This window comes from Citrobacter sp. RHB35-C17, assembly GCF_013816795.1.
Taxonomy (GTDB): Bacteria; Pseudomonadota; Gammaproteobacteria; order Enterobacterales; family Enterobacteriaceae; genus Citrobacter_A; species Citrobacter_A amalonaticus.
Window position 1 is genome coordinate 2,934,209 of record NZ_CP057150.1, and the last position, 22,158, is coordinate 2,956,366.

The following is a 22,158-nucleotide window of genomic DNA, read 5'->3' on the forward strand; positions in this document are numbered from 1 at the left end:
GTATAGAAAAATATACCTTACATAGAACACCTTATTTTTACATAACTTATATCACTGAAAATTCAGTAAAACTATGACATTAGCCAAATAATTAGCTATTCCAACACAACCCATCAATGACGTAGCACACAGTTTTCAGAGGGAAGGTATGTAAGTATCTTCTAGTGATCCCCGACCCGCTTTTCTCATGCCCTACAACCTGCTGCAAATGCGCTAAGTTACCAACCCAGCCAGCTAAACAGGTTGAAATCATGGTATGCCGGAAACTGTGAACTAGACGCCGCTGCCCATAATCATCAAGGTACGGAATACCAAGCTGATCACGGACATCAGCCAAGACCTTGCCGATTTTCGGCATGTTTTTACCCGACACTGGCGAGAAGATTTTATCTTTCCACTGACGATTAACGAAATCGAGGAAACCCCACTCGATTAGTTTGGGATGGATCGCCACCTGCCTTGTAGCGTTTTCGGTTTTACCCTGTCCTCCTTCAGCGATAAGGAGATAGTGCCGCTGGCTATCTTCATCAAATTTGATCTGTGATTTCTCCAGCTTGGCGATCTCGCCTCTTCTGGCTCCCGTGTACGCCAACAAAAGAGTGATCCACTTCTGCCAACCGTCAGGCTGCCTGAGCGCCCACCCCACAAACTTTCTCATTTCTGCTGCACTGTATGCTCCAAATCTCGTTTTCGACGGTGCGGCGACGATCCCATCAGTCGGAGACTTCTCAAGAATATCTTTATTGTCTGTCAGGAAGGTTTTAAACAGCGATTTGTAAATCTTCAAATGCTTGTGGATAGACTCAGCGCCAACCAAATCTTCTGGCGGAACATCATCACACTCGATCAGTTGCTGAACCGTCATTGATCGATAAGGCTGCACAACACGCTTAGGCAAGTTTTCTACAACCTCCATTACCTGTTTAATGTCTTGCTTGGTAATCGTGGTTACATCAGTTGATGAACCCAAGACAATCAACATCACTTCCATAAAGCGCTCATTGGCTTGAGAGATAGCCTTCGTCCAGTTTTGGGCTTTCTCCTCTTTATACATATTCCACGCGCCAGCCAGTGTTAACACGTGTTCTGGTTGTGCTTCAGTTTGTTCTTCCTCATCTACCGCAGGAGAGACAACCTCGCGGTCTTCATGAACAACTATCGGCTGAATATTGCGCCGCGCATCATTCAGAAATTGGTGCGCCAGCCATTGTTCATTCTGCTGCTTCAGACTATTGCCATACTCAGAAAGACGCTTACCGAAGTGATCCGGTTGGATGGCCCCACGTTGAACCAGAGGAATTACAGGAGAAGCAAAAGACATGAGCAACTGCGCCTGGGTGTGGCTGTCAGTCTCTAACGACTTACGGAAAAACTTATTATCAGGCAGGCGAAAACGAACGTAATAGACTCCGTTACGTTTAATGGTGTGGCGTATGGTTTTGTGTCCCATTTGGAGAGCCTCAATGTGTTACGGCTGAACAATACGGGACGAAAAGGAGCAATAATCTTTTGATTTATATGAGGATAATCACCAGGACTACGCTGGCATTATCCAGATCAGGTGGTACGGGTATTTCTCAGCCCTTCGTGAAAAGGGGCACCCCGAGTCATTAACGAAATTTTTCTGCGTGACGGTCAGGTCACTCGCGTGATGATACCCTCACTGCCCCGATTTGTAACCCTTTCGCTACTCTGCATTTACCTGTTCAGCCTGAACATCAATAGTGAAAGCCGCCACCCGCACGGCGGCAACATCCTCTTATACCGCGTCAACCATTAGTTGGGCATGAGCAACGGCTTGTTGTGCCTGCGCAATATCAGAAGCATCTGCGGAAAAGGACGTTAGCGGAATAAGCGCTAACAGATAATCTCTCATTTCGCCCACCCCAAAAACTGTCTCTGCTCGTTCAGCACGGCTAACCGCCCGTTGGTGTACACGACAAAATAGTGCAACCCTTGTTGATAGACCGTCGCTTTTTCCTCTTTCTCGATAACCGCAGCATGAGCTCCATCAATATCAAGCCCGGTGCTCACCTTTTTAATTTCCATGCCTTCAAAGTGATATATGTTTTTTTTCTTTGCCGCCTGAGCGTGTTGCTTTATCGCTTCACGTGCATTCACATACGCGTTTTGCTCCGCGTTATTGATAATCATCTGTTGATTAGACTGTTCTACCTGATAGCAGACATCACGACTGACGCCTTTGGCTTCACAGCGCGCCAGGCGCTGCTCTTCCGACACGCAGCCGGACAGAATACTGACAACCAAAAGCGAAAATACCGCCTTTTTTATAGTTAACTGTTTCATCACTGCCATCACCATCATTAATTAACAAAATAATATCACCCTGCAAAAGCAGCGTGTTTTTATATCACTATTTAGTGCACAGAATATTTAGGCCGCTTTCATCTGTCAATATAATTTAGGGAAATTAAGATCAAATAACTTAGAGGATGCATGACACAAGGATAAATCCGAAGAAAATAGTTATTCGCCGTCTTCAAATTTGCAATTAATTAACGTAACAAATACAAAAGACTAATGTCATCAAAACGATGATTCTTAATAACTATTCAACGTGTTTTCTATGATCTTTATCAATATTGAAAATTCAGGAATAATCCATAGTTTTATTTCAATCTGTTTATATGTTGACATTAATTAATTGCTATAGCTAGACAATTCTCAACAACATCGTCTGTAATACGTATTTAAAAATGAGCCTCCGGATAGTGAAGTTAATTATTTTTCATTTTTTCCTGCACACCCTTATCATCAGTGCGGGTTTTATTGCAGGCGTGATGTACGCTGAACGTCTGCATTTTTGCATATGGGGCTAAGCCACTGTTAGCCTGTGTTCCGAAATGCATCGCCCCTCTCCCCGTATTTGGCGATTTTCTTCTATAGTGCATGTCAGACTAATAAATTTTACATTTTTTACGAATTTTTCGGGAATCTAACAAACCCGCGCTTGTCAGTTATCATGAAGGCCGGGAAAGATACACGACTGATTTTGAGGGTCCTAACAGTGGAGAGCGTAGAAGTATGAAGAATAAATTGGTGGTAGGCGCGCTGCTGCTCGCATCCAGCGCGGTCTGGGCCGCACCAGCTACAGCCGTCCCCGCGAAGGGGATTGATCAATATGAACTCAGTGGTTTCATCGCCGACTTCACCCACTTCAAGCCTGGCGATACGGTGCCAGAGATGTATCGCACTGACGAGTACACCATCAAACAGTGGAATCTGCGTAATTTACCTGCGCCAGATGCCGGGACACACTGGACCTACATGGGCGGTGCCTATGTGCTGATCAATGACGCTGACGGTAAAATTATTAAAGCTTACGACGGCGAGATTTTCTATCATCGTTGAGGTTCGCCCCCCTCGGGCTGAGGGGGAATCCAACGCTTATTTTATCGTTAAGGTCATCAGGATAACCCCGCACAGACGGTCAGATTTAAGAAGAACGCCCACGTTATTCAGTGGCTCTGCATAACTCAGATAGCGTTATTCAAATTAGATATTCACCACACCGATATAAAATCAATGCGGTGAATAGAAAGAATAAAACCGATTAGCCGAAATCAGACGGCGCGAAAGGCAATTTCGCCGGGGATGACTTCACCCTGCCAGTAAAGCTGTGCGGCAACACGTCCCGCCAGTTCGCGATACATTACGGTGAAATCACTGTCCGGACGGCTGACCACGGTTGGCGTCCCGCGATCGAGATCTTCACGCAGACTAATATGCAACGGCATTTGTCCCAACAGTTGCGTGTGATACTGCTCAGCCAGTTTTTGCGCGCCACCGGTACCAAAGATCGGCTCATGATGACCGCAGTTGCTGCAGATATGCATGCTCATGTTTTCGACAATGCCCAGCACCGGCACCTCGACTTTTTCGAACATGACAATGCCTTTTTTAGCGTCAATCAACGCAATATCCTGCGGCGTGGTCACCACAACGGCCCCCGTGACCGGGATGTTTTGTGCCAGCGTCAGCTGGATATCACCAGTACCCGGCGGCATGTCCAGCACGAGGTAATCCAGATCCGGCCACAGCGTCTCTTGTAGCATCTGCATCAGCGCTTTACTGGCCATCGGCCCACGCCACACCATCGCGTTATCATCAGTGACCAGATAACCGATGGAGTTCGTCGCCAGCCCGTGAGACATGATCGGTGCCATATGGGTACCATCCGGCGAGGTTGGGCGCTGGTTTTCCGCCCCCAGCATAGTTGGGATCGACGGACCATAAATGTCGGCGTCCAGAATCCCTACTTTCGCCCCTTCTGCCGCTAATGCCAGCGCCAGGTTTACCGCAGTCGACGATTTACCGACGCCGCCTTTGCCGGAGCTGACGGCGATAATGTTCTTCACGCCGTTCACGCCCGGCTGATTTTTCACGCGCTTCAGGGTGGCGATGTTGTGAGAAAGCTTCCAGTCGATCGCCTTCGCCCCGGTAATTCGCAGCAGATCAGCGCTACATTGCTCTTTTAACACCTCAAAGGCACTGTGCCAGACGAACGGCATGACCAGTTCAACGTGCAGCGTGTCATCCATCCAGGCGACGTGGTGTAACGCTTTAAGTGTCGTCAGGTTATGCTTCAGGGTGGGGTGCTGAAAATTCGCCAGCGTCCCGGCGACCATGGCGCGCAGGGTTTCTGGTGATTTGGCCTGGGATTGTGCGTTCATCCCGACTCCTTTTTGTTGTTCTGAAAAGGTCAATTGTAGTGAGGTAGTGTACTCCAGCGGTAACAATTATTCATTTGTGGTTTGATGCCCTTAATTCTTGGCGTAGTTATTCCCTTTCAGGTAACATCAGAACCCCCTTTCAACAGAGAAGAAGTAACATCTACTATGACTCAAGTCGCGAAGAAAATTCTGGTAACGTGCGCGCTGCCGTACGCCAACGGCTCAATCCACCTCGGCCATATGCTGGAGCACATCCAGGCTGATGTCTGGGTCCGTTACCAACGAATGCGCGGCCACGAGGTCAACTTCATCTGCGCCGACGACGCCCACGGCACGCCGATCATGCTGAAAGCACAGCAGCTTGGCATCACCCCGGAGCAGATGATTGGTGAAATGAGTCAGGAGCACCAGACGGATTTCGCCGGGTTCAACATCAGCTATGACAACTACCACTCCACGCACAGCGACGAGAACCGGGAGTTGTCTGAGCTCATCTATACCCGTCTGAAAGAGAACGGTTTTATTAAGAACCGCACCATTTCTCAGCTCTACGATCCGGAAAAAGGTATGTTCCTGCCGGATCGTTTTGTGAAAGGTACCTGCCCGAAATGTAAATCACCGGATCAGTATGGCGACAACTGCGAAGTGTGCGGCGCGACCTATAGCCCGACGGAGCTGATCGAGCCGAAGTCTGTGGTCTCTGGCGCGACGCCGGTGATGCGTGACTCCGAACACTTCTTCTTTGACCTGCCCTCTTTCAGCGAAATGCTACAGGCGTGGACCCGTAGCGGCGCGCTGCAGGAGCAGGTGGCGAACAAAATGCAGGAATGGTTTGAATCCGGCCTGCAGCAATGGGATATCTCCCGCGATGCCCCTTACTTTGGTTTTGAAATCCCGAATGCGCCGGGCAAATATTTCTATGTCTGGCTGGATGCGCCAATCGGCTACATGGGCTCTTTCAAAAATCTGTGCGATAAGCGCGGCGATACCGTCAGCTTCGACGAATACTGGAAGAAAGATTCTACTGCCGAACTGTATCACTTCATCGGCAAAGATATCGTCTATTTCCATAGCCTGTTCTGGCCTGCCATGCTGGAAGGCAGCAACTTCCGTAAACCGACGAACCTGTTCGTGCATGGTTATGTCACGGTCAACGGCGCGAAGATGTCCAAATCCCGCGGCACGTTTATTAAGGCCAGCACCTGGCTGAACCATTTTGATGCAGACAGCCTGCGTTACTACTACACTGCGAAGCTCTCTTCGCGCATTGATGATATCGACCTGAATCTGGAAGACTTCGTCCAGCGCGTAAACGCCGATATCGTCAACAAGGTGGTTAACCTCGCCTCCCGTAACGCTGGCTTTATCAACAAACGTTTCGATGGTGTACTGGCGGCTGAACTGGCTGACCCTGCGCTGTATAAAACCTTTACCGATGCAGCGGCTGTGATTGGCGAGGCGTGGGAAAGCCGTGAGTTCGGCAAAGCGATCCGTGAAATCATGGCGCTGGCGGATGTCGCGAACCGCTATGTTGATGAACAGGCGCCGTGGGTGGTGGCGAAACAGGAAGGTCGCGACGCCGATCTGCAGGCGATCTGCTCGATGGGCATCAACCTGTTCCGCGTGCTGATGACGTACCTGAAGCCGGTGCTGCCGACGCTGAGCGAGCGCGTTGAAGCATTCCTGCACACCGAACTGCGTTGGGATGCTATTGCGCAACCGCTTCTGGGCCATAAGGTCAATACTTTCAAAGCTCTGTATAACCGTATCGATATGAAGCAGGTGGAAGCGCTGGTGGAAGCCTCTAAAGAAGAGGTGAAAGCTATGGCAGCTCCGGTAACCGGCCCACTGGCGGACTTCCCGATTCAGGAAACCATTACCTTTGACGATTTCGCGAAAGTCGATCTGCGCGTAGCGTTGATTGAAAACGCTGAATTCGTTGATGGCTCCGATAAACTGCTGCGCCTGACGCTGGATTTGGGTGGCGAGAAGCGTAACGTCTTCTCCGGCATTCGCTCTGCTTATCCGGACCCGCAGGTGCTGATTGGTCGTCATACGGTCATGGTGGCAAACCTGGCGCCGCGTAAAATGCGCTTTGGCATCTCAGAAGGGATGGTGATGGCCGCAGGTCCTGGCGGGACAGACATCTTCCTGCTGACCCCGGATGAAGGCGCAAAGCCTGGACACCAGGTTAAATAAGCCTTTCTAAAGCGCCGCTCTCACGGCGCTTTTTCTTTTGCGTCATATTAATCCAGGCAATAACTCGCATGATTTCAGATTTTTCAATGATCATTATCAGACATATTCACTAGCCATTTTCCCCTCTCCTGCCTCATTTCTGGTATACATACCCTGCAAGGTTTATTTTTGAGCAGCAGACGTTTAATAAAATGGAGTTTTACATGAAAGCATTAAATACGTTTTTTTCGGTTGTTTTTGCGTCAGTTCTCGTTTTCTCTCTGGCAGGATGTGGCGACAAGGAAGAAAGCAAAACATTCAAAGCGGACGTCAATGGCACTGAGATCGTAATGACCTATACCTACAAGGGTGACAAAGTCATTAAGCAGACCTCAGAGAACAAAATCAACTACGCCTCTATCGGGGTAAAAACCAAAGAAGATGCGGCGAAAATCCTCGATCCGATCAGCGAAAAATATCAAAACATTCCTGGCGTGGAAGAGAAGCTGACCTATAAGGATGGCTACGCGGAAGAAACCGTTTCTGTTGACATGGAAAAAGTTGACTTTAAAAAGCTGCAGGGCGTGATGGGTACGCAATTCTCGGGTGACCCAAGCAACGGCATTAGCATGAAACAGAGCCAGAAAATGCTGGAAACCGCTGGCTTTAAAGAAGTGAAATAATCAAACGACGACGACCTGGCATCCAGCCGGGTCGTCGCTTTCTATCAGCCTTTATTGCCGTGCAGACGCGCCGTCAATCCGCGCAGGAAATAACGCATAAACTGATCACCACACTCGCGGTAGTTTTTATGATCCGGAGAACGCATCATGGCGGTGATTTCCGGCATTGAAACGCGAACGTTCTGCTGGGTCATAATCGCCTGAATATCATCCGTTTTCAGTGAAAAAGCGATACGCAGCTTTTTCAGCACCGTATTGTTGTTCACCCGACGCTCAAGCGCCAGTTCAGGCGCTGACTCATCTTTGCCACGCTTCTCGTAAATCAGGCCGTTCAGGAATCCGGAGAGGATAATATCCGGGCAGCGGACAAACCCCTCTTCATCTTCCCTGGTCATCCAGGTGTCGAAACCCGCAGAGGTGGATTCCATGTCGGCCAGCGCAAGAATGCGCACCATGTCGTTATTATTGGCTTTCAGGGCGTAGCGCAGGCTACGAAGAATATCGTTACTTAGCATAGAGCCTTCAACTGTCGATAATGCAATGGCGCGCAGTGTATCAGTTTTACAGGCCAATCGCCTCTTTCAAACTTTTCAGATAGCGGCGACTGACCGGAACAGTTAACCCATTACGCAGTATCAGTTCCGCCTGACCGTTATCTTCCAGACGAATTTCCTGTAACTGCGCCATGTTAACCAGATATTGTCGATGACAGCGCAGCAATGGCGTGCGGCTTTCCAGCGTTCTGAGCGTCAGTTCAGTAAAGCCTTCTTTGCCGTCGCTGCTGGTGACATAAACACCGCTCATGCGACTGCTGACGAAAGCGACATCATCCATTTGCAGCAGATAGATCCGGCTATGGCCGCTACAGGGGATAAACTTCAGCGACTGTTGGTTTTCCGGCAATACCGATACGTCCTGTTTGCTCCGCTCCTGGCGCAGGCGGCTAAGGGTTTTCTCCAGCCGCGCCTCTTCTATCGGTTTAAGCAGATAATCAAAAGCGTGTTCTTCAAAGGCTTTAATTGCGTATTCGTCAAAAGCGGTCAGAAAAACAATATACGGCCGATGCTCCGGGTCGAGCATACCCACCATTTCCAGCCCGCTGATACGCGGCATTTGAATATCCAGAAACAGCACGTCCGGATGCAGTCGATGCACCGCGCCAATCGCTTCCACGGCGTTGGCGCACTCGCCAACGATCTCGATATCACTTTGTTCCTGTAACAGGATCCGCAGATTTTCCCGCGCTAACGGTTCATCATCCACAATCAGCACTTTAATCATGCGTCTCCTCCAGGGGCAGTCGTAGGGTTATTCGGGTAAAGCAATCCGGTTCGCAGACGACGCTAATACCATAATCATCGCCAAACCGTTCACGCAGGCGTTTATCCACCAGATTCATGCCCAGACCGCTGACGTTCGCGGAGGGCTGATACAACCCGGCGTTATCTTCAATATCCAGCATCAAATACTGCCCTTCCTGACGGGCGGTGATGGACACCTCCCCCGTGCCCAGTAGTTGCGATGTCCCATGCTTAATGGCGTTTTCGACTATGGGTTGCAGGGTGAAGGCTGGCAACTGTTGATGCGCCAGCGCATCCGGCACGTTTAAACTCACCTGCAACCGCGACTGGAATCGCGCTTTCTCAATTTGCAGATAGGCATTCACGTGCTCAATTTCGTCGGCCAGTGTGACGATCTCCGACGGGCGCTTTAAGTTCTTACGGAAAAAGGTAGAGAGATCCTGTACCAGTTGGCTCGCCTGTTCACTGTCGCGACGCACCACCGCTTTGATGGTGTTGAGCGCATTAAACAGAAAATGCGGATTGACCTGCGCATGCAGCAGCTTAATTTCTGACTGCGTCAACATCGCTTTCTGACGTTCATATTGTCCAGCAAGGATCTGCGCGGAAAGTAGCTGCGCAATCCCCTCACCCAGCGTTCGGTTAATGGAACTGAACAACCGGTTTTTCGCTTCATAGAGTTTGATGGTGCCCATCACCCGTTGGTTTTCTCCGCGTAAGGGAATGACCAGCGTAGAACCGAGCTTGCACTGTGGATGCAGCGAACAGCGATACGGCACTTCGTTGCCGTCAGCGTAAACCACCTCGCCCGTCTCGATGGCCCGCAGCGTGTAACCGGAGGAGATCGGCCTGCCCGGCAGGTGATGGTCGTCGCCAATCCCGGTAAAGGCTAACAGCCGCTCGCGGTCAGTGATTGCCACCGCGCCGATATCGAGTTCTTTGTACAGCACCTGCGCCACCTTCATGCTGTTCACTTCGTTGAATCCCTGGCGCAAGATCCCCTCGGTGGAGGCCGCCACTTTCAGCGCAGTAGCGGAAAACGCAGAGGTATATTTTTCAAACATCGCCCGCTTGTCGAGCAAAATACGCATAAACAGCGCCGCACCGACGGTGTTGGTGACCATCATGGGAGCGGCGATATTGCTGACCAGTCGGTAAGCATCGTCAAACGGCCGGGCTATCAGCAAAATGATCAGCATCTGTACCATTTCGGCGACAAATGTGATCGCCCCGGCCGTCAGCGGATTAAAGACTTTATCCGTGCGTCCTCGCCGCGTCAGTACGCTGTGCACCAGGCCACCCAGCAACCCTTCCACGATGGTGGAGATCATACAACTGAGCGCCGTCATGCCGCCCATTGAGTAGCGGTGCAGACCCCCGGTCAGCCCCACCAGTCCACCCACGACCGGCCCGCCAAGCAGACCGCCCATCACCGCGCCAATTGCCCGTGTGTTGGCGATAGAGTCGTCAATATGCAGACCGAAATAGGTGCCGAGGATACAGAAAATGGAGAAGGTTACGTAGCACAGCAGTTTGTGCGGCAAACGAACGGTTACCTGCATCAATGGTATGAATAAACGAGTTTTACTCATCAGCCATGCGATAACCAAGAACACGCACATCTGCTGAAGCAGCAGCAACACCAGATTAAACTCGTACATACCTGCAGACCACACATCAATTAAAACCGCGTAACATACATCGACTCGCGGGATCTGTCTTTGAACTGTTGCATAAAATGAGAAATTAGTAAGGGATATCACACAAAAAGTACCGGTGTACTGATAAAACCACCCCTCACCTGAACAAAAAACAGACAAAACTACCTGGTTCGAAAAAGAGCGACTAAAGTTAGACTGGGACCTCGCGAGCAAGGATAAAATAATGGCGCTTTACACCATAGGTGAAGTGGCTTTGCTTTGTGATATTAACCCCGTTACGCTTCGCGCGTGGCAACGGCGTTATGGATTATTGAAACCCCAGCGTACCGACGGGGGGCATCGCCTGTTCAATGATTCGGATATCGACAGGATCCGCGAAATCAAGCACTGGATAGATAACGGGGTGCAGGTCAGCAAAGTCAAAATGCTGTTGAGCAATGAGAACGTAGACCTGCAAAACGGCTGGCGTGAACAACAGGAAATCCTGTTGCACTATCTGCAAAACAACAATCTGCACAACCTGCGGGTCTGGCTGAAAGAGCGTGGCCAGGATTTCCCCGCGCAAACGCTGACCACCCATCTTTTTCTTCCGCTACGTCGACGATTGCAGTGCCAACAGCCGACGCTACTGGCGCTACTGGGGATCCTTGATGGCGTACTGATCAATTACGTCGCCATTTGCCTCGCCTCAGCCAGAAAAAAACAGGGGAAAGATGCGCTGGTGGTGGGCTGGAATATTCACGATACCACGCGTTTGTGGCTGGAAGGCTGGGTCGCCAGTCAGCAGGGATGGCGGGTTGACGTTCTGGCCCATTCGCTGAGCCAGTTTCGCCCGGACCTGTTCGAAGGGCGCACCTTACTGGTGTGGTGCGGTGAAAATCAAACATCGGCGCAGCAACAGCAACTGAATGCCTGGCGTGCGGAAGGGCACGATATTTACCCGCTTGGCATTTAATGATTCATTAACAGCTACGCTTCTCTGTATAATCTCTGGGTTAACATAAGGAGAACATCATGAGCGTAGCGAAAATCGGTGTCATCACCCTCTTTTTACTCATGGCCATTGGCGGTATTGGCGGCGTGATGCTTGCAGGCTATACCTTCATTTTGCGTGCCGGCTAAGGTGCTGCACTAACCGTTCGAACAGGCGGTCTACGATGATCGCCGCCAGCGCAACCAGCAGCGCCCCCTGAATGACATACGCCGTATTGAACCCGCTCAGACCAATGATAATCGGTGTACCGAGCGTGCTGGCACCTACCGTCGACGCGATAGTCGCAGTGCCAATATTGATAATCACCGACGTTCGCACACCTGCCAGAATCACCGGTGCCGCCAGCGGCAGCTCAACCTTGCGTAACTGTTGTCCCGGACTCATCCCCATGCCACTGGCAATGCTGCGCACACTTTCCGGGATCGATCCTATCCCCGCCAGCGTCGCCTGGAGGATGGGTAACACGCCGTACAGAATCAACGCAATAATGGCCGGTTGCTGACCAAACCCCATCACCGGCACCGCAATCGCCAATACCGCGACGGGCGGGAAGGTTTGTCCAACGGCGGCAATGGTCTCCACCAGCGGACGAAACTCTCTTCCCCATGGTCGGGTCACCACAATCCCGGCGCCGACACCAATCACCACCGCAAACAGGCTCGACACGGCCACCAGCCAGAAATGGGCCAGCGCCAGCGCGAGAAAGCTCTCCTGCTGATAGACCGGACGTGGAAGTTCGGGAAACAGGCTGGCGAAAATCGCCTGACTGTGCGGTAACCCCACCAGCATCAGCAGGAAGAAAACAATCAGCCAGCACAGCGGATCACGCAGTCGTTTCATGCGTCAGCGTCTCCGATAGCAGATCGCGAAAATGCAGCGTCCCGCAAACCATGCCCTGCCGGTTGACCACCGGTAACACATCACGGCCGTGCGCGACAAACGCTGAAAGCGCATCGCGCAGCGTCATCGCTTCCGTCAGCGCCTCTCCGTCAATGCGCTCATCCCGGCGAACATAGCCCGCCACGGTGCGCAGTGACAGCAGTCGCACCCCCAGTTCACTGCGACCGAAAAACTGTTGCACAAAATCATTCGTCGGGGCCGTCAGCATCGCCAACGGTGTCCCTTGCTGGACTATCTCGCCGCCGTCCATCAGCACCAGATGCTCCGCCAGTCGCAGCGCTTCATCAATATCGTGCGTCACCAGCACAATGGTTCGCCCCAGCAAACGGTGGATACGGGTCATCTCTTGCTGCAACGCCCCACGCGTGACGGGATCCAGCGCGCCAAACGGTTCATCCATCAGCAGTACCTGCGGATCGGCGGCCAGCGCCCGCGCCACGCCCACGCGCTGCTGCTGCCCACCGGAAAGCTGGTGCGGATAGCGCTCGCGCAATCCCTCTTCCAGCCCGAGCAACGCCATTAATTCTGCCACCCGCTCATCAATTTTTTTGCGCGGCCACTTCAGCAGTTGTGGCACGGTGGCGATGTTCTGCGCCACCGTCCAGTGCGGAAACAGGCCAATCGACTGAATCGCGTAGCCCATCCGTCGGCGCAGTTCCAGCACCGGCAGACTGCGGATTTCTTCGCCTGCAAAGCGGATCCTGCCGCTGTCATGCTCCACCAGTCGGTTAATCATTTTCAGGGTCGTGGATTTCCCCGAGCCTGAGGTACCAATCAGTACTGAGAAACTGCCTTCCTGAATGTGCAGGTTCAGGTTGCTAACCGCGTTGTGCTCACCAAAGGCTTTATTTACGTGGCTAAATTCAATCATGGTGGGTTACCTTCAGCAGAGCGATCCCTAAATCAAACAGCGCATCAATCAGTACCGCCAGCGCGATAACCGGGATCACCCCCAGCAGCACCAGATCGACGGCACTGCTGAGCAGTCCCTGAAACACCAGCGCGCCAAAACCGCCAGCGCCAATCAGCGCCGCGATGACGGCCATCCCGACGGTCTGTACCATCACCACCCGCAGGCTACGTAAAAAGACCGGCAACGCCAGCGGCAACTGCACGTGAAGGAAACGCTGAGCGGTGCTCATGCCCATCGCACGTGCGCTTTCCAGAACATCACGGGGAACCTGATTCAGCCCGGCCACCACGCCACGAACCAGCGGCAGAAGCGCATACAGCACCAGCGCGATCAACGCCGGGGTCAAACCGGTTCCCGACACGCCCACCGTGGCAAGCCAGGGGAACGCTTTTACCAGTCCGGCAAGCGGCGCAATCAACAAGCCAAACAGGGCAACAGAAGGAACGGTCTGGATCACATTGAGGACGGTAAACACCGGTCCCTGGCGGGACGGGAAAAAATAACATCCGATACCGAGGGGAATGCCAATCACCAGCGCGGGCAATACGGTACCTGACAACAGCGTCAAATGTTGAGCCAGTGCATCATCAAAGACATCCTGGCGGTTAGCGTACTCTTTGAGTAACGAGAGATCGTCGAACGTTCCCGTCAACAGGAGTAGGAGGGGAACAATCGCTATCTGCGTATGTAACACCCAGCGCCAGAGAGGTTGCGCGGTGATCCGTCGGATGGCATCGCTGCAGGCCAGCAATCCGAGTGCAAGCCCCAGCCACAGACCGCTTCCCACACTGGTTCGCGCCAGCGGTGTCCCGGTTTCAGCCAGATACGTCGCCGCCTTGCCGACGCTCCACAACATCAGGATCACCAGCAGTTGCGCCACCACCAGCGTGCACACGGCCCCCTTTCTTCCCGGCACAAAGCACAAGGTCAACATGGCGCAACCCGCGCCGGTGAGCATCGACACCGAACCTGGCCAGAGCGTCCAGAGCTGGCGTCCCTCGCCCGATACCAGGCGATTCGGCGCATAGTTCACAAACGGCAGCGCGACAGCAGCGGCTGAAAGAATAACCAGCAGCAACAGTACGCGCTGAATACTGACTTTTGACACGTCACCCAACCTTTTTCAGTCCGTTTACTTCACCCATCCCTTTTGTTTCAGATAGTCCGCCGCCACTTTTTTGGCGTCCAACCCTTCAACGGCAATGCTGGCATTAAGTTGTTGCAACGTTTTTTCATCGAGGCTGGCAAACACCGGTTGCAGCCATTCCGCCATCTGCGGGTATTCCTTCAGTACCGCCTCACGCACCACAGGCGCTGGCGCATAAATGGGCTGAACGCCTTTAGGATCGCTTAAGGTCTGTAGCCCCAGCGCGGCGACCGGACCATCCGTACCGTAGGCCATCGCGGCATTGACGCCGGACGTTTGCTGCGCGGCCGCTTTGATGGTCACGGCGGTGTCACCCCCTGCCAGCGACAGCAACTGATTCTGACTGAGTTTGAAATCGTAGGCTTTTTCGAAAGCGGGCAGCGCGTCTGCACGCTCGATAAATTCAGCGGAGGCGGCCAGTTTGAAAGTACCGCCCTCTTTCAGATAACGCCCAAGATCGGCCAGTGAGGTGAGTTTATTTTTTTCGGCGACATCGCTGCGCACCGCGATAGTCCAGGTATTATTGGCTGGCGCCGGCGTTAACCAGACCAGCTTGTTTTGCTCAGCATCGAGTTTTTTGACTTTCTCAAAGCCAGCTTGTGCGTTTTTCCACGCCGGATCGTTTTCATCTTTGAAAAAGAACGCGCCGTTACCGGTATATTCAGGGTAGATATCCAGTTCGCCTGAGGTGATCGCGCCGCGCACGACCGGCGTGGTGCCCAACTGGACTTTATTGACCGTTTTGACGCCGTGGCTTTCCAGCACCTGCAAAATGATGTTGCCGAGCAGCGCGCCTTCGGTGTCAATTTTCGAACCGACCTTTACCGGCGACGCCGCCTGCAAGGGTAAGCTCACTGCCGCTAACAGCGCCAGCGAACCGGCCCAAATCTTTGAGATTGTCATGAAGCTTTCCTCATCTTTTTGCCGACTTTTTCAGCGACTTGAGGGGAAAGCATAGTCGAAAAGTATTCGGTTAACCCGACATTTCCGTTTTTTCACGGGACCAACAAGGGGGAACCCATTGGTCAGTTCCCCCTGTAACCGTTACAGCAATTCAAACGATCCCTGCTTCACGCGGGCAGAATCGACGCCGATAAAGACGTTGAATTTTCCGGGTTCGGCATCGAACGTCATCTGCTGATTCCAGAACTTCAGCGCATTGATATCAATCGGGAAACTAACGGTTTGCGTTTCGCCAGGTTTCAGGTTCACTTTCTTAAAGCCTTTCAGCTCTTTCACCGGGCGGCTCAGGGAAGCCGTGACGTCCTGTACGTACAGCTGGATCACCGTCTCACCTTCACGCTTACCGGTGTTGGTCACCTTCACACTTGCCGTCACGCTGCCGTCGCGTTTCAGGGTTGGCGCAGAGAGCGTCACGTCAGAAACGTCAAACGTGGTGTAACTCAGACCATAACCAAATGGATAGAGCGGACCGTTCGCTTCGTCAAAGTAGCGAGAGGTGTATTTGTTCGGCTTGTCGGCGTTATATGGACGACCGGTGTTGAGGTGGCTGTAATAGGTCGGGATCTGCCCTACCGAACGCGGGAAAGACATGGGCAGTTTGCCCGACGGGTTGTAGTCGCCAAACAGGACGTCGGCGATCGCGTTGCCGCCTTCTGTACCGGCAAACCAGGTTTCCAGAATCGCATCGGCCTGTTGATCTTCTTTCACCAACGCCAGCGGACGACCGTTCATTAGCACCAGCACCAGCGGTTTGCCGGTCGCTTTCAGGGCCGCAATCAGATCGCGCTGGCTCTGTGGCAGCGTGATATCCGTACGGCTTGACGCTTCATGTGCCATGCCCTGCGCCTCACCCACTACGGCGACAACTACGTCAGACTGCTTCGCCGCATTGACGGCTTCATCAATCATCTCCTGAGGTGAACGTGGATCCACCTTCACCGCCTCTTCGTACTGATTGAGGAAGGTGACAATGTCTTTATCGTTAGTGACGTTGGCCCCATGGGCGTACACCACTTTACCCTTTGTACCGAGAGCATTTTTAATGCCGGTCAGCACCGTGATGGACTGATCGGCAACGCCTGCGGCGGACCAACTGCCCATCACGTCGCGTTTGCTGTCCGCCAGCGGGCCGACAACCGCAATCGTCCCCGATTTTTTCAGCGGTAGCGTGTCGAGGCGGTTTTTCAACAGCACCAGACTTTCACGCGCCACTTCACGCGCCTCTTTCCGGTGCAGACGGCTTTCGGCGTTGGTATCCACCGGATCAGACTCTTTTGCTCCCAGATGGCTGTACGGATCGTTAAACAGCCCCATGTCATATTTCACGTTGAGTACATGCCGCGTCGCGTCATCCAGCTCCGCCATCGTCACTTTGCCGGATTTGATCAGCCCAGGCAGATATTTGCTGTAATACTCGTCGCTCATACTCATGTTAATGCCGGACTTGAGCGCCACGCGGACGGCATCTTCCGGGTCGGAGGCGGTGCCGTGTTTAATCAGCTCTTTGATAGCACCATGGTCAGAAACGGTAATGCCTTTGAAGCCCCACTTGTCGCGCAGAATGTCTTTCAGCAGCCAGGCATCAGAGGTCGCTGGCGTGCCGTTCAATGAGTTCAGCGCCACCATCACCGCGCCGCTGCCTGCATCCAGACCGGCTTTGTACGGCGGCATGTAGTCGTTAAACAGGCGCTGCGGGCTCATGTCGACGGTGTTGTACTCTTTACCGCCCTCCACGGCGCCGTAGGCGGCGAAGTGCTTAACGCTGGTCATCACCGAATAGCGATCCGCCGGGCTTTTGCCCTGCATCGCTTCCACCATCGTTTTTCCCATGATGGAGGTCAGATACGTATCTTCGCCAAAGCCTTCCGAGGCGCGTCCCCAGCGCGGATCGCGGGAGACATCGACCATCGGCGCCCAGGTCATGTTCAGGCCGTCGTCGGCGGCTTCATACGCCGAGATGCGTCCGACGGTTTTCACCGCGTCGAGGTTAAAAGAGGACGCCAGTCCGAGGCTAATCGGGAAGACGGTACGCTGGCCGTGCAGTACGTCGTAGGCAAAAAAGAGAGGGATTTTCAGGCGGCTCAGTTCCATCACCTGATCCTGCATTTTGCGGATATCCTGACGGGTAATGGTGTTAAAAATTGCCCCCACCTGGCCGTCTTTGATCATCTCGCGGATCGCTTCTTTCGGGTTATCCGGACCGACGCTGATTAAACGCAACTGACCAATCTTTTCATCGACAGTCATTTTCGTCAGCAACTGGGTGACAAACGCGTCCCGCGCTTCCGGCGTCAGCGGATGGTTTCCGAACAGCTCCTCCGCCAGCGCGGGTTGCAATGCCAGACTAACTGCGACACCTACAGAACATAGCCATTTCATGTTGATTCTCTCTTCCTCTAAAGCCCGACGTGGCAGCGAAAATATAGCAAAAACCACATTTTGCCATAAGCCTAAACGGCAGCGCGGCAGAAAGCTAAGGTTATTCTCTTAATTTTCAACGCCGCCAATTCAAAGACAGCGTGAATGAGAAAGCGTATTGTCATACAAAGCGCTATGCTTGAACCTGATATTTTGTCCCACCACAAGGAGTGGAAAATGTCTTCCATTACAACAACTGATAATAAAACCTTCCTGAATGAGCTCGCCCGTCTGGTGGGACATTCACACCTGCTTACCGAACCGGCTAAAACCGCCCGCTATCGCAAGGGCTTCCGTTCCGGTCAGGGCGACGCCCTGGCGGTGGTCTTTCCCGGATCGCTGCTGGAACTCTGGCGCGTGCTGAACGCCTGCGTCAACGCCGATAAAATTATCCTGATGCAGGCCGCCAATACCGGCCTGACCGAAGGTTCCACGCCGAACGGCAATGACTATGACCGCGAGATTGTGATTATCAGCACCCTGCGCCTCGACAAACTGCACGTGTTGGGCAAAGGCGAGCAGGTATTGGCGTATCCAGGTACCACGCTGTACTCACTGGAAAAAGCGCTGAAACCCCTGGGGCGTGAACCGCACTCGGTGATTGGCTCATCATGTATCGGCGCGTCGGTCATTGGTGGGATCTGTAATAACTCCGGTGGCTCGCTGGTGCAAAGAGGCCCAGCGTATACCGAAATGTCCCTGTTTGCCCGCATTGATGAAAACGGCAAGCTGCAACTGGTTAACCATTTGGGGATCGATCTGGGGCAAACGCCGGAGCAGATCCTGAGTCAATTGGACGATGAGCGGATCAAAGAGGAAAATGTCCGCCACGACGGGCGTCATGCGCATGACCACGACTACGTCACCCGCGTCAGAGACATTGATGCCGACACCCCCGCGCGCTATAACGCTGACCCGGAGCGCCTGTTCGAGTCCTCCGGCTGCGCCGGGAAACTGGCGGTCTTCGCCGTGCGTCTCGACACCTTTGAAGCGGAAAAAAACCAGCAGGTATTTTACATTGGCACCAACCAACCCGAGGTGCTGACAGCGCTCCGTCGCCATATTCTGTCGACGTTCGACAATCTGCCGGTCGCGGGTGAATACATGCACCGCGATATCTACGACATTGCTGAACAGTACGGCAAAGACACCTTCCTGATGATTGACAAGCTCGGCACCGACAAAATGCCGTTCTTCTTCACGCTGAAGGGCCGCACCGATGCGATGCTGGAAAAGGTGAAATTCTTCCGTCCGCACTTTACCGACCGCGCGATGCAAAAGTTTGGTCACCTGTTCCCGAGTCATCTGCCGCCGCGCATGAAAAGCTGGCGCGATAAATATGAACATCATCTGCTGTTAAAAATGGCGGGCGATGGCGTCGCTGAAGCGCAAAACTGGCTCACGGAATTTTTTAAAACCGCAGAAGGCGACTTCTTTGCCTGCACGCCGGAAGAAGGCAGCAAGGCCTTCCTGCACCGCTTTGCAGCCGCTGGCGCAGCGATTCGCTACCAGGCGGTTCATGCCGATGAGGTGGAGGATATTCTGGCGCTGGATATCGCCCTGCGCCGCAATGACACCGAATGGTATGAACATTTGCCGGCGGAAATCGACAGCCAACTGGTACATAAACTCTATTACGGTCACTTTATGTGCTATGTCTTCCACCAGGATTACATCGTGAAGAAAGGCGTGGATGCTCACGCGTTGAAAGAGCAAATGCTGGAACTGCTGCAACAGCGCGGTGCGCAATATCCGGCAGAGCATAACGTCGGGCATCTGTATGAAGCACCGCCCGCGCTGACCCGTTTTTATCGCGAAAATGACCCGACCAATAGTATGAATCCCGGAATAGGCAAGACCAGTAAGCAGAAATTCTGGAAAGTCCCCTCTTCTGATTAACTCCAGTAAACTGCTTAATGGCGCAGGCTGGATTTGCACGAAATATCGTGCAAAAGTAAGCAGATGTACCGGAGTCGTGAGGACTCCGGTTTTCTTCGCAAAGGTGAGAACCATGTCTGTTGCCGATACGCTTTCTGATAACGATATTGCGGTGCGCGACGCGCTGCCCGACGACGTAGAGGCGATCTCCTCGTTATATGCGTGGCATGTGTTGAATGGCCGCGCCTCTTTTGAAGAAACGCCTCCGACGATCGATGAGATGCGCCGACGTATGCGTACGGTCGCGCAGTATGGTCTGCCGTGGCTGGTGGCGCTCTATCGCGGCGTGGTTGTCGGTTATTGCTACGCCACACAATATCGCCCGCGCCCGGCCTATCGCTATACCCTGGAAGAGTCGATTTATGTCGATGCCAGCATGACCGGACGCGGCATTGGCAGCCTGCTGATGCAGACGTTAATCACCCGCTGCGAGGAAGGGCCATGGCGGCAGATGGTGGCGGTGATTGGCGACGGGCATAACAATCCCGGGTCGCTGCGGTTGCATAAAAAACACGGTTTCGAGATTGCCGGACAATTGCGTAGCGTCGGGTATAAGAAAGGAGACTGGCGGGATACGTTGATTATGCAGCGCCCACTCAACGAAGGTGACTGGACGCTGCCGGAGTAATTAATCGTTTTGCGCGGTCTGCTCACCCGCATTGCCGCCCGTTGCAGCCATCTGTGCGGCTTTTTGCTTTTTATAGCTCAATGCCGCCGCCGGAACCGGCATCACTTTCCCGGTTTCGATCCACGTGCGTAAACGACTGGCATCGGCAAAATGGGTGTACTTGCCGAATGCATCCATCACCACCAGCGCCACCGGTTTATTGTTGATTACCGTGCGCATCACCAGGCAATGCCCTGCGGCGTTGGTGAAACCAGTTTTAGTGAGCTGAATATTCCAGTTGTCGCGATACACCAGATGGTTGGTATTGCGAAACGGCAGTGTATACGCCGGGTTGGCGAAGGTCGCCATATCTTCACGCGTGGTGCTCAGTTGTCCAATCAGCGGATACTGCTTGCTGGCGATCAGCAGTTTGGTGAGATCGCGCGCGGTCGACACGTTGTGAATCGACAAACCGGTTGGTTCCACAAAACGCGTCTGGGTCATGCCCAGCGCTTTTGCCTTCGCGTTCATCGCCTTAATAAAGGCGTTATAGCCGCCCGGATAATGGTGCGCCAGGCTTGCTGCGGCCCGGTTTTCCGAGGACATCAGCGCCAGCAGTAACATATCTTTACGGCTGATTTCACTGTTTAGCCGCACGCGAGAGTAGATCCCTTTCATCTCTGGCGTCTGGCTGATATCCACTTTCAGTTTTTCGTTCAGCGGCAGCCGTGCATCAAGCACCACCATCGCCGTCATTAATTTGGTTATCGACGCAATCGGACGCACCAGGTCCGGATGGTTCGAATAGATCACCTTATTGGTGTTCAGATCCACGATCATCGCGCTACCGGAGGCAATCTCAGGTTGAGACGCCGCGGCAGCCGCCGCCGTTTTTGCCAGCGCTTGCGGCGCATAAGGCACAGCCAGCATCAGCGCCAGGCTCAGTATGGAAACTCGGAATTTCAGCATGATGAGATTTCAGAAAATGATTCACGCGTGATGACACGCACCGCCGAAGTCAGGATGGCTCAGGCTAGCAGTGGAATCATAGCGAGCTAATGACCTTGCCGCCAGAAGAGAATCGTCAGGAAATGCTGCGTTGCTGGCTTTTACACCAGCAACGCAGCACGATAATCAGAACAAGCGATAGCCGTATCCCCAGAGGATGACGGTCAGCGCCAGCAGCACTTCCAGTACCAGTACGCCGATAGCCAGGGTTGAACTGGAGAAGCTCAGCCCTTCGTCCTTATTGATATTCAGGAATGTCGGAATGCCTACATAGAGCAGATAGCCGGTATAGAACAACGCTACCGTCCCGACAAATGCGCAAAGCCACACCAGCGGATACAGCGCCACCAGACCGCTAAGAAACAGCGGCGTCGCCACATAACCGGCAAACACCATACAGTGCGTCAAAGACGGACGCTGCGGATAACTCCGCGCCATCCACCAGATCACGCGCCCCATGATCGCCACGCCCGCCAGCATCACGGCATAGAACAGAACAGCCAGCACCAGGCCCGTAAACAGAGAAAGCTTCAGGACAGTGCCGTCGCCAAAATTCCAGCCGATTTGCGTCGTACCAATGAAGGCACAAATGACCGGGATGGCCGCCATCAAAAGCACATGGTGGGTGTAGTGATGCGAAACCGTTTCGTTCTCGCTGTTGATCACCTGCATTTCACGATTGGGATGAGAAAACAGCCCCCAGACATGGTTCATACCGCCCCCTTGTTGTCAGCTGTGAACCTAACACTTCAA

At 53.0% G+C, this 22,158-nt stretch carries 20 protein-coding genes and 1 riboswitch; of the genes, 7 read left to right on the forward strand and 13 right to left on the reverse strand.

The features are described 5' to 3' along the window. Window positions 1-91: 91 nt before the first annotated feature. A complete protein-coding gene (locus HVZ37_RS13990; protein ID WP_076737840.1) occupies window positions 92-1,450 on the reverse strand; it encodes a tyrosine-type recombinase/integrase in 1,359 nt (452 codons plus the stop codon). Window positions 1,451-1,516: 66 nt separating this feature from the next. After that, window positions 1,517-1,615, reverse strand: a riboswitch (TPP riboswitch). 257 nt (window positions 1,616-1,872) lie between these two features. Next, complete coding sequence (locus HVZ37_RS13995; protein WP_044326954.1) at window positions 1,873-2,307, reverse strand: hypothetical protein; 435 nt, start codon at window positions 2,305-2,307, stop codon at window positions 1,873-1,875. Window positions 2,308-3,045: 738 nt separating this feature from the next. Between HVZ37_RS13995 and rcnB the strand changes: the two genes are divergently transcribed. Beyond that, window positions 3,046-3,372: a Ni(II)/Co(II) efflux transporter accessory subunit RcnB gene (gene rcnB / locus HVZ37_RS14000; protein WP_043000157.1), complete on the forward strand. Its 327-nt coding sequence runs from the start codon at window positions 3,046-3,048 to the stop codon at window positions 3,370-3,372. 212 nt (window positions 3,373-3,584) lie between these two features. Here rcnB and apbC read toward each other — a convergent pair whose 3' ends face one another. Continuing rightward, complete coding sequence (gene apbC, locus HVZ37_RS14005; protein ID WP_043000156.1) at window positions 3,585-4,694, reverse strand: iron-sulfur cluster carrier protein ApbC; 1,110 nt, start codon at window positions 4,692-4,694, stop codon at window positions 3,585-3,587. A 165-nt stretch (window positions 4,695-4,859) separates the two neighbouring features. Here apbC and metG point away from each other — a divergent pair, with 165 nt between their 5' ends. Both metG and HVZ37_RS14015 read left to right on the forward strand, forming a co-directional pair. Then, window positions 4,860-6,893, forward strand: coding sequence for a methionine--tRNA ligase (gene metG, locus HVZ37_RS14010; RefSeq protein WP_043000155.1), 2,034 nt, complete (start codon window positions 4,860-4,862; stop codon window positions 6,891-6,893). Window positions 6,894-7,096: 203 nt separating this feature from the next. Beyond that, window positions 7,097-7,555: a YehR family lipoprotein gene (locus HVZ37_RS14015; protein ID WP_043000154.1), complete on the forward strand. Its 459-nt coding sequence runs from the start codon at window positions 7,097-7,099 to the stop codon at window positions 7,553-7,555. Between the two features lie 44 nt (window positions 7,556-7,599). Here HVZ37_RS14015 and HVZ37_RS14020 read toward each other — a convergent pair whose 3' ends face one another. From HVZ37_RS14020 to HVZ37_RS14030, 3 genes are read right to left on the reverse strand one after another with little or no spacing between them, the layout of a single operon-like run. Then, window positions 7,600-8,070 (reverse strand): DUF1456 family protein, encoded by a 471-nt coding sequence (locus HVZ37_RS14020; protein WP_043001885.1) that lies wholly within the window; start codon window positions 8,068-8,070, stop codon window positions 7,600-7,602. Window positions 8,071-8,116: 46 nt separating this feature from the next. Continuing rightward, window positions 8,117-8,836, reverse strand: a complete 720-nt coding sequence (gene btsR, locus HVZ37_RS14025) for a two-component system response regulator BtsR (protein WP_043000153.1) — start codon at window positions 8,834-8,836, stop codon at window positions 8,117-8,119. Beyond that, the gene (locus tag HVZ37_RS14030) at window positions 8,829-10,517 is read right to left on the reverse strand and encodes a sensor histidine kinase (protein ID WP_043000152.1); all 1,689 of its coding nucleotides are present in this window, start codon (window positions 10,515-10,517) and stop codon (window positions 8,829-8,831) included. The genes btsR and HVZ37_RS14030 overlap by 8 nt, the downstream gene beginning before the upstream one ends. A gap of 223 nt (window positions 10,518-10,740) precedes the next feature. On the opposite strand from HVZ37_RS14030, the gene mlrA reads away from it, so the two are divergent. Continuing rightward, complete coding sequence (mlrA, locus tag HVZ37_RS14035) at window positions 10,741-11,472, forward strand: HTH-type transcriptional regulator MlrA (RefSeq protein WP_043000151.1); 732 nt, start codon at window positions 10,741-10,743, stop codon at window positions 11,470-11,472. Window positions 11,473-11,531: 59 nt separating this feature from the next. Continuing rightward, window positions 11,532-11,639, forward strand: a complete 108-nt coding sequence (locus tag HVZ37_RS14040; RefSeq protein WP_042318015.1) for a protein YohO — start codon at window positions 11,532-11,534, stop codon at window positions 11,637-11,639. On the opposite strand, the gene HVZ37_RS14045 is transcribed toward HVZ37_RS14040, so the two are convergent. From HVZ37_RS14045 to bglX, 5 genes are all read right to left on the reverse strand, one after another. Then, on the reverse strand, window positions 11,620-12,351 hold the full coding sequence (locus HVZ37_RS14045; RefSeq protein ID WP_044266120.1) for an ABC transporter permease: 732 nt from the start codon (window positions 12,349-12,351) through the stop codon (window positions 11,620-11,622). The two genes, HVZ37_RS14040 and HVZ37_RS14045, sit on opposite strands and share 20 nt — an antisense overlap. Then, window positions 12,335-13,282, reverse strand: a complete 948-nt coding sequence (locus tag HVZ37_RS14050; RefSeq protein ID WP_044266122.1) for an ABC transporter ATP-binding protein — start codon at window positions 13,280-13,282, stop codon at window positions 12,335-12,337. The genes HVZ37_RS14045 and HVZ37_RS14050 overlap by 17 nt, the downstream gene beginning before the upstream one ends. Then, window positions 13,275-14,441 carry an ABC transporter permease gene (locus HVZ37_RS14055; protein WP_181627627.1) on the reverse strand — a complete coding sequence of 389 codons (1,167 nt, stop codon included), beginning with the start codon at window positions 14,439-14,441 and terminating at the stop codon, window positions 13,275-13,277. The genes HVZ37_RS14050 and HVZ37_RS14055 overlap by 8 nt, the downstream gene beginning before the upstream one ends. Before the next feature lie 15 nt (window positions 14,442-14,456). Then, entirely contained in the window at window positions 14,457-15,374 is a 918-nt protein-coding gene (locus tag HVZ37_RS14060; RefSeq protein WP_181627628.1) for an ABC transporter substrate-binding protein, read from the reverse strand. A 141-nt stretch (window positions 15,375-15,515) separates the two neighbouring features. Beyond that, window positions 15,516-17,813 carry a beta-glucosidase BglX gene (gene bglX / locus HVZ37_RS14065; protein WP_181627629.1) on the reverse strand — a complete coding sequence of 766 codons (2,298 nt, stop codon included), beginning with the start codon at window positions 17,811-17,813 and terminating at the stop codon, window positions 15,516-15,518. A 216-nt stretch (window positions 17,814-18,029) separates the two neighbouring features. Here bglX and dld point away from each other — a divergent pair, with 216 nt between their 5' ends. Both dld and HVZ37_RS14075 read left to right on the forward strand, forming a co-directional pair. Next, on the forward strand, window positions 18,030-19,751 hold the full coding sequence (dld, locus tag HVZ37_RS14070) for a D-lactate dehydrogenase (RefSeq protein ID WP_044258660.1): 1,722 nt from the start codon (window positions 18,030-18,032) through the stop codon (window positions 19,749-19,751). 112 nt (window positions 19,752-19,863) lie between these two features. Continuing rightward, window positions 19,864-20,418: a GNAT family N-acetyltransferase gene (locus tag HVZ37_RS14075; protein WP_043000144.1), complete on the forward strand. Its 555-nt coding sequence runs from the start codon at window positions 19,864-19,866 to the stop codon at window positions 20,416-20,418. Here HVZ37_RS14075 and pbpG read toward each other — a convergent pair whose 3' ends face one another. Then, window positions 20,419-21,366 carry a D-alanyl-D-alanine endopeptidase gene (pbpG, locus tag HVZ37_RS14080; protein WP_054176006.1) on the reverse strand — a complete coding sequence of 316 codons (948 nt, stop codon included), beginning with the start codon at window positions 21,364-21,366 and terminating at the stop codon, window positions 20,419-20,421. Between the two features lie 165 nt (window positions 21,367-21,531). Then, window positions 21,532-22,119, reverse strand: coding sequence for a Yip1 family protein (locus tag HVZ37_RS14085; RefSeq protein ID WP_043000142.1), 588 nt, complete (start codon window positions 22,117-22,119; stop codon window positions 21,532-21,534). Window positions 22,120-22,158 lie beyond the last annotated feature (39 nt).

Excerpts from the sequence above, each read along its gene's own strand:
- HVZ37_RS13990 (WP_076737840.1), bottom strand. The coding sequence starts at position 1,450 with ATGGGACACAAAACCATACGCCACACCATTAAACGTAACGGAGTCTAT.
- HVZ37_RS13995 (WP_044326954.1), bottom strand. The coding sequence starts at position 2,307 with ATGAAACAGTTAACTATAAAAAAGGCGGTATTTTCGCTTTTGGTTGTC.
- rcnB (WP_043000157.1), top strand. The coding sequence starts at position 3,046 with ATGAAGAATAAATTGGTGGTAGGCGCGCTGCTGCTCGCATCCAGCGCG.
- apbC (WP_043000156.1), bottom strand. The coding sequence starts at position 4,694 with ATGAACGCACAATCCCAGGCCAAATCACCAGAAACCCTGCGCGCCATG.
- metG (WP_043000155.1), top strand. The coding sequence starts at position 4,860 with ATGACTCAAGTCGCGAAGAAAATTCTGGTAACGTGCGCGCTGCCGTAC.
- HVZ37_RS14015 (WP_043000154.1), top strand. The coding sequence starts at position 7,097 with ATGAAAGCATTAAATACGTTTTTTTCGGTTGTTTTTGCGTCAGTTCTC.
- HVZ37_RS14020 (WP_043001885.1), bottom strand. The coding sequence starts at position 8,070 with ATGCTAAGTAACGATATTCTTCGTAGCCTGCGCTACGCCCTGAAAGCC.
- btsR (WP_043000153.1), bottom strand. The coding sequence starts at position 8,836 with ATGATTAAAGTGCTGATTGTGGATGATGAACCGTTAGCGCGGGAAAAT.
- HVZ37_RS14030 (WP_043000152.1), bottom strand. The coding sequence starts at position 10,517 with ATGTACGAGTTTAATCTGGTGTTGCTGCTGCTTCAGCAGATGTGCGTG.
- mlrA (WP_043000151.1), top strand. The coding sequence starts at position 10,741 with ATGGCGCTTTACACCATAGGTGAAGTGGCTTTGCTTTGTGATATTAAC.
- HVZ37_RS14040 (WP_042318015.1), top strand. The coding sequence starts at position 11,532 with ATGAGCGTAGCGAAAATCGGTGTCATCACCCTCTTTTTACTCATGGCC.
- HVZ37_RS14045 (WP_044266120.1), bottom strand. The coding sequence starts at position 12,351 with ATGAAACGACTGCGTGATCCGCTGTGCTGGCTGATTGTTTTCTTCCTG.
- HVZ37_RS14050 (WP_044266122.1), bottom strand. The coding sequence starts at position 13,282 with ATGATTGAATTTAGCCACGTAAATAAAGCCTTTGGTGAGCACAACGCG.
- HVZ37_RS14060 (WP_181627628.1), bottom strand. The coding sequence starts at position 15,374 with ATGACAATCTCAAAGATTTGGGCCGGTTCGCTGGCGCTGTTAGCGGCA.
- bglX (WP_181627629.1), bottom strand. The coding sequence starts at position 17,813 with ATGAAATGGCTATGTTCTGTAGGTGTCGCAGTTAGTCTGGCATTGCAA.
- dld (WP_044258660.1), top strand. The coding sequence starts at position 18,030 with ATGTCTTCCATTACAACAACTGATAATAAAACCTTCCTGAATGAGCTC.
- HVZ37_RS14075 (WP_043000144.1), top strand. The coding sequence starts at position 19,864 with ATGTCTGTTGCCGATACGCTTTCTGATAACGATATTGCGGTGCGCGAC.
- pbpG (WP_054176006.1), bottom strand. The coding sequence starts at position 21,366 with ATGCTGAAATTCCGAGTTTCCATACTGAGCCTGGCGCTGATGCTGGCT.
- HVZ37_RS14085 (WP_043000142.1), bottom strand. The coding sequence starts at position 22,119 with ATGAACCATGTCTGGGGGCTGTTTTCTCATCCCAATCGTGAAATGCAG.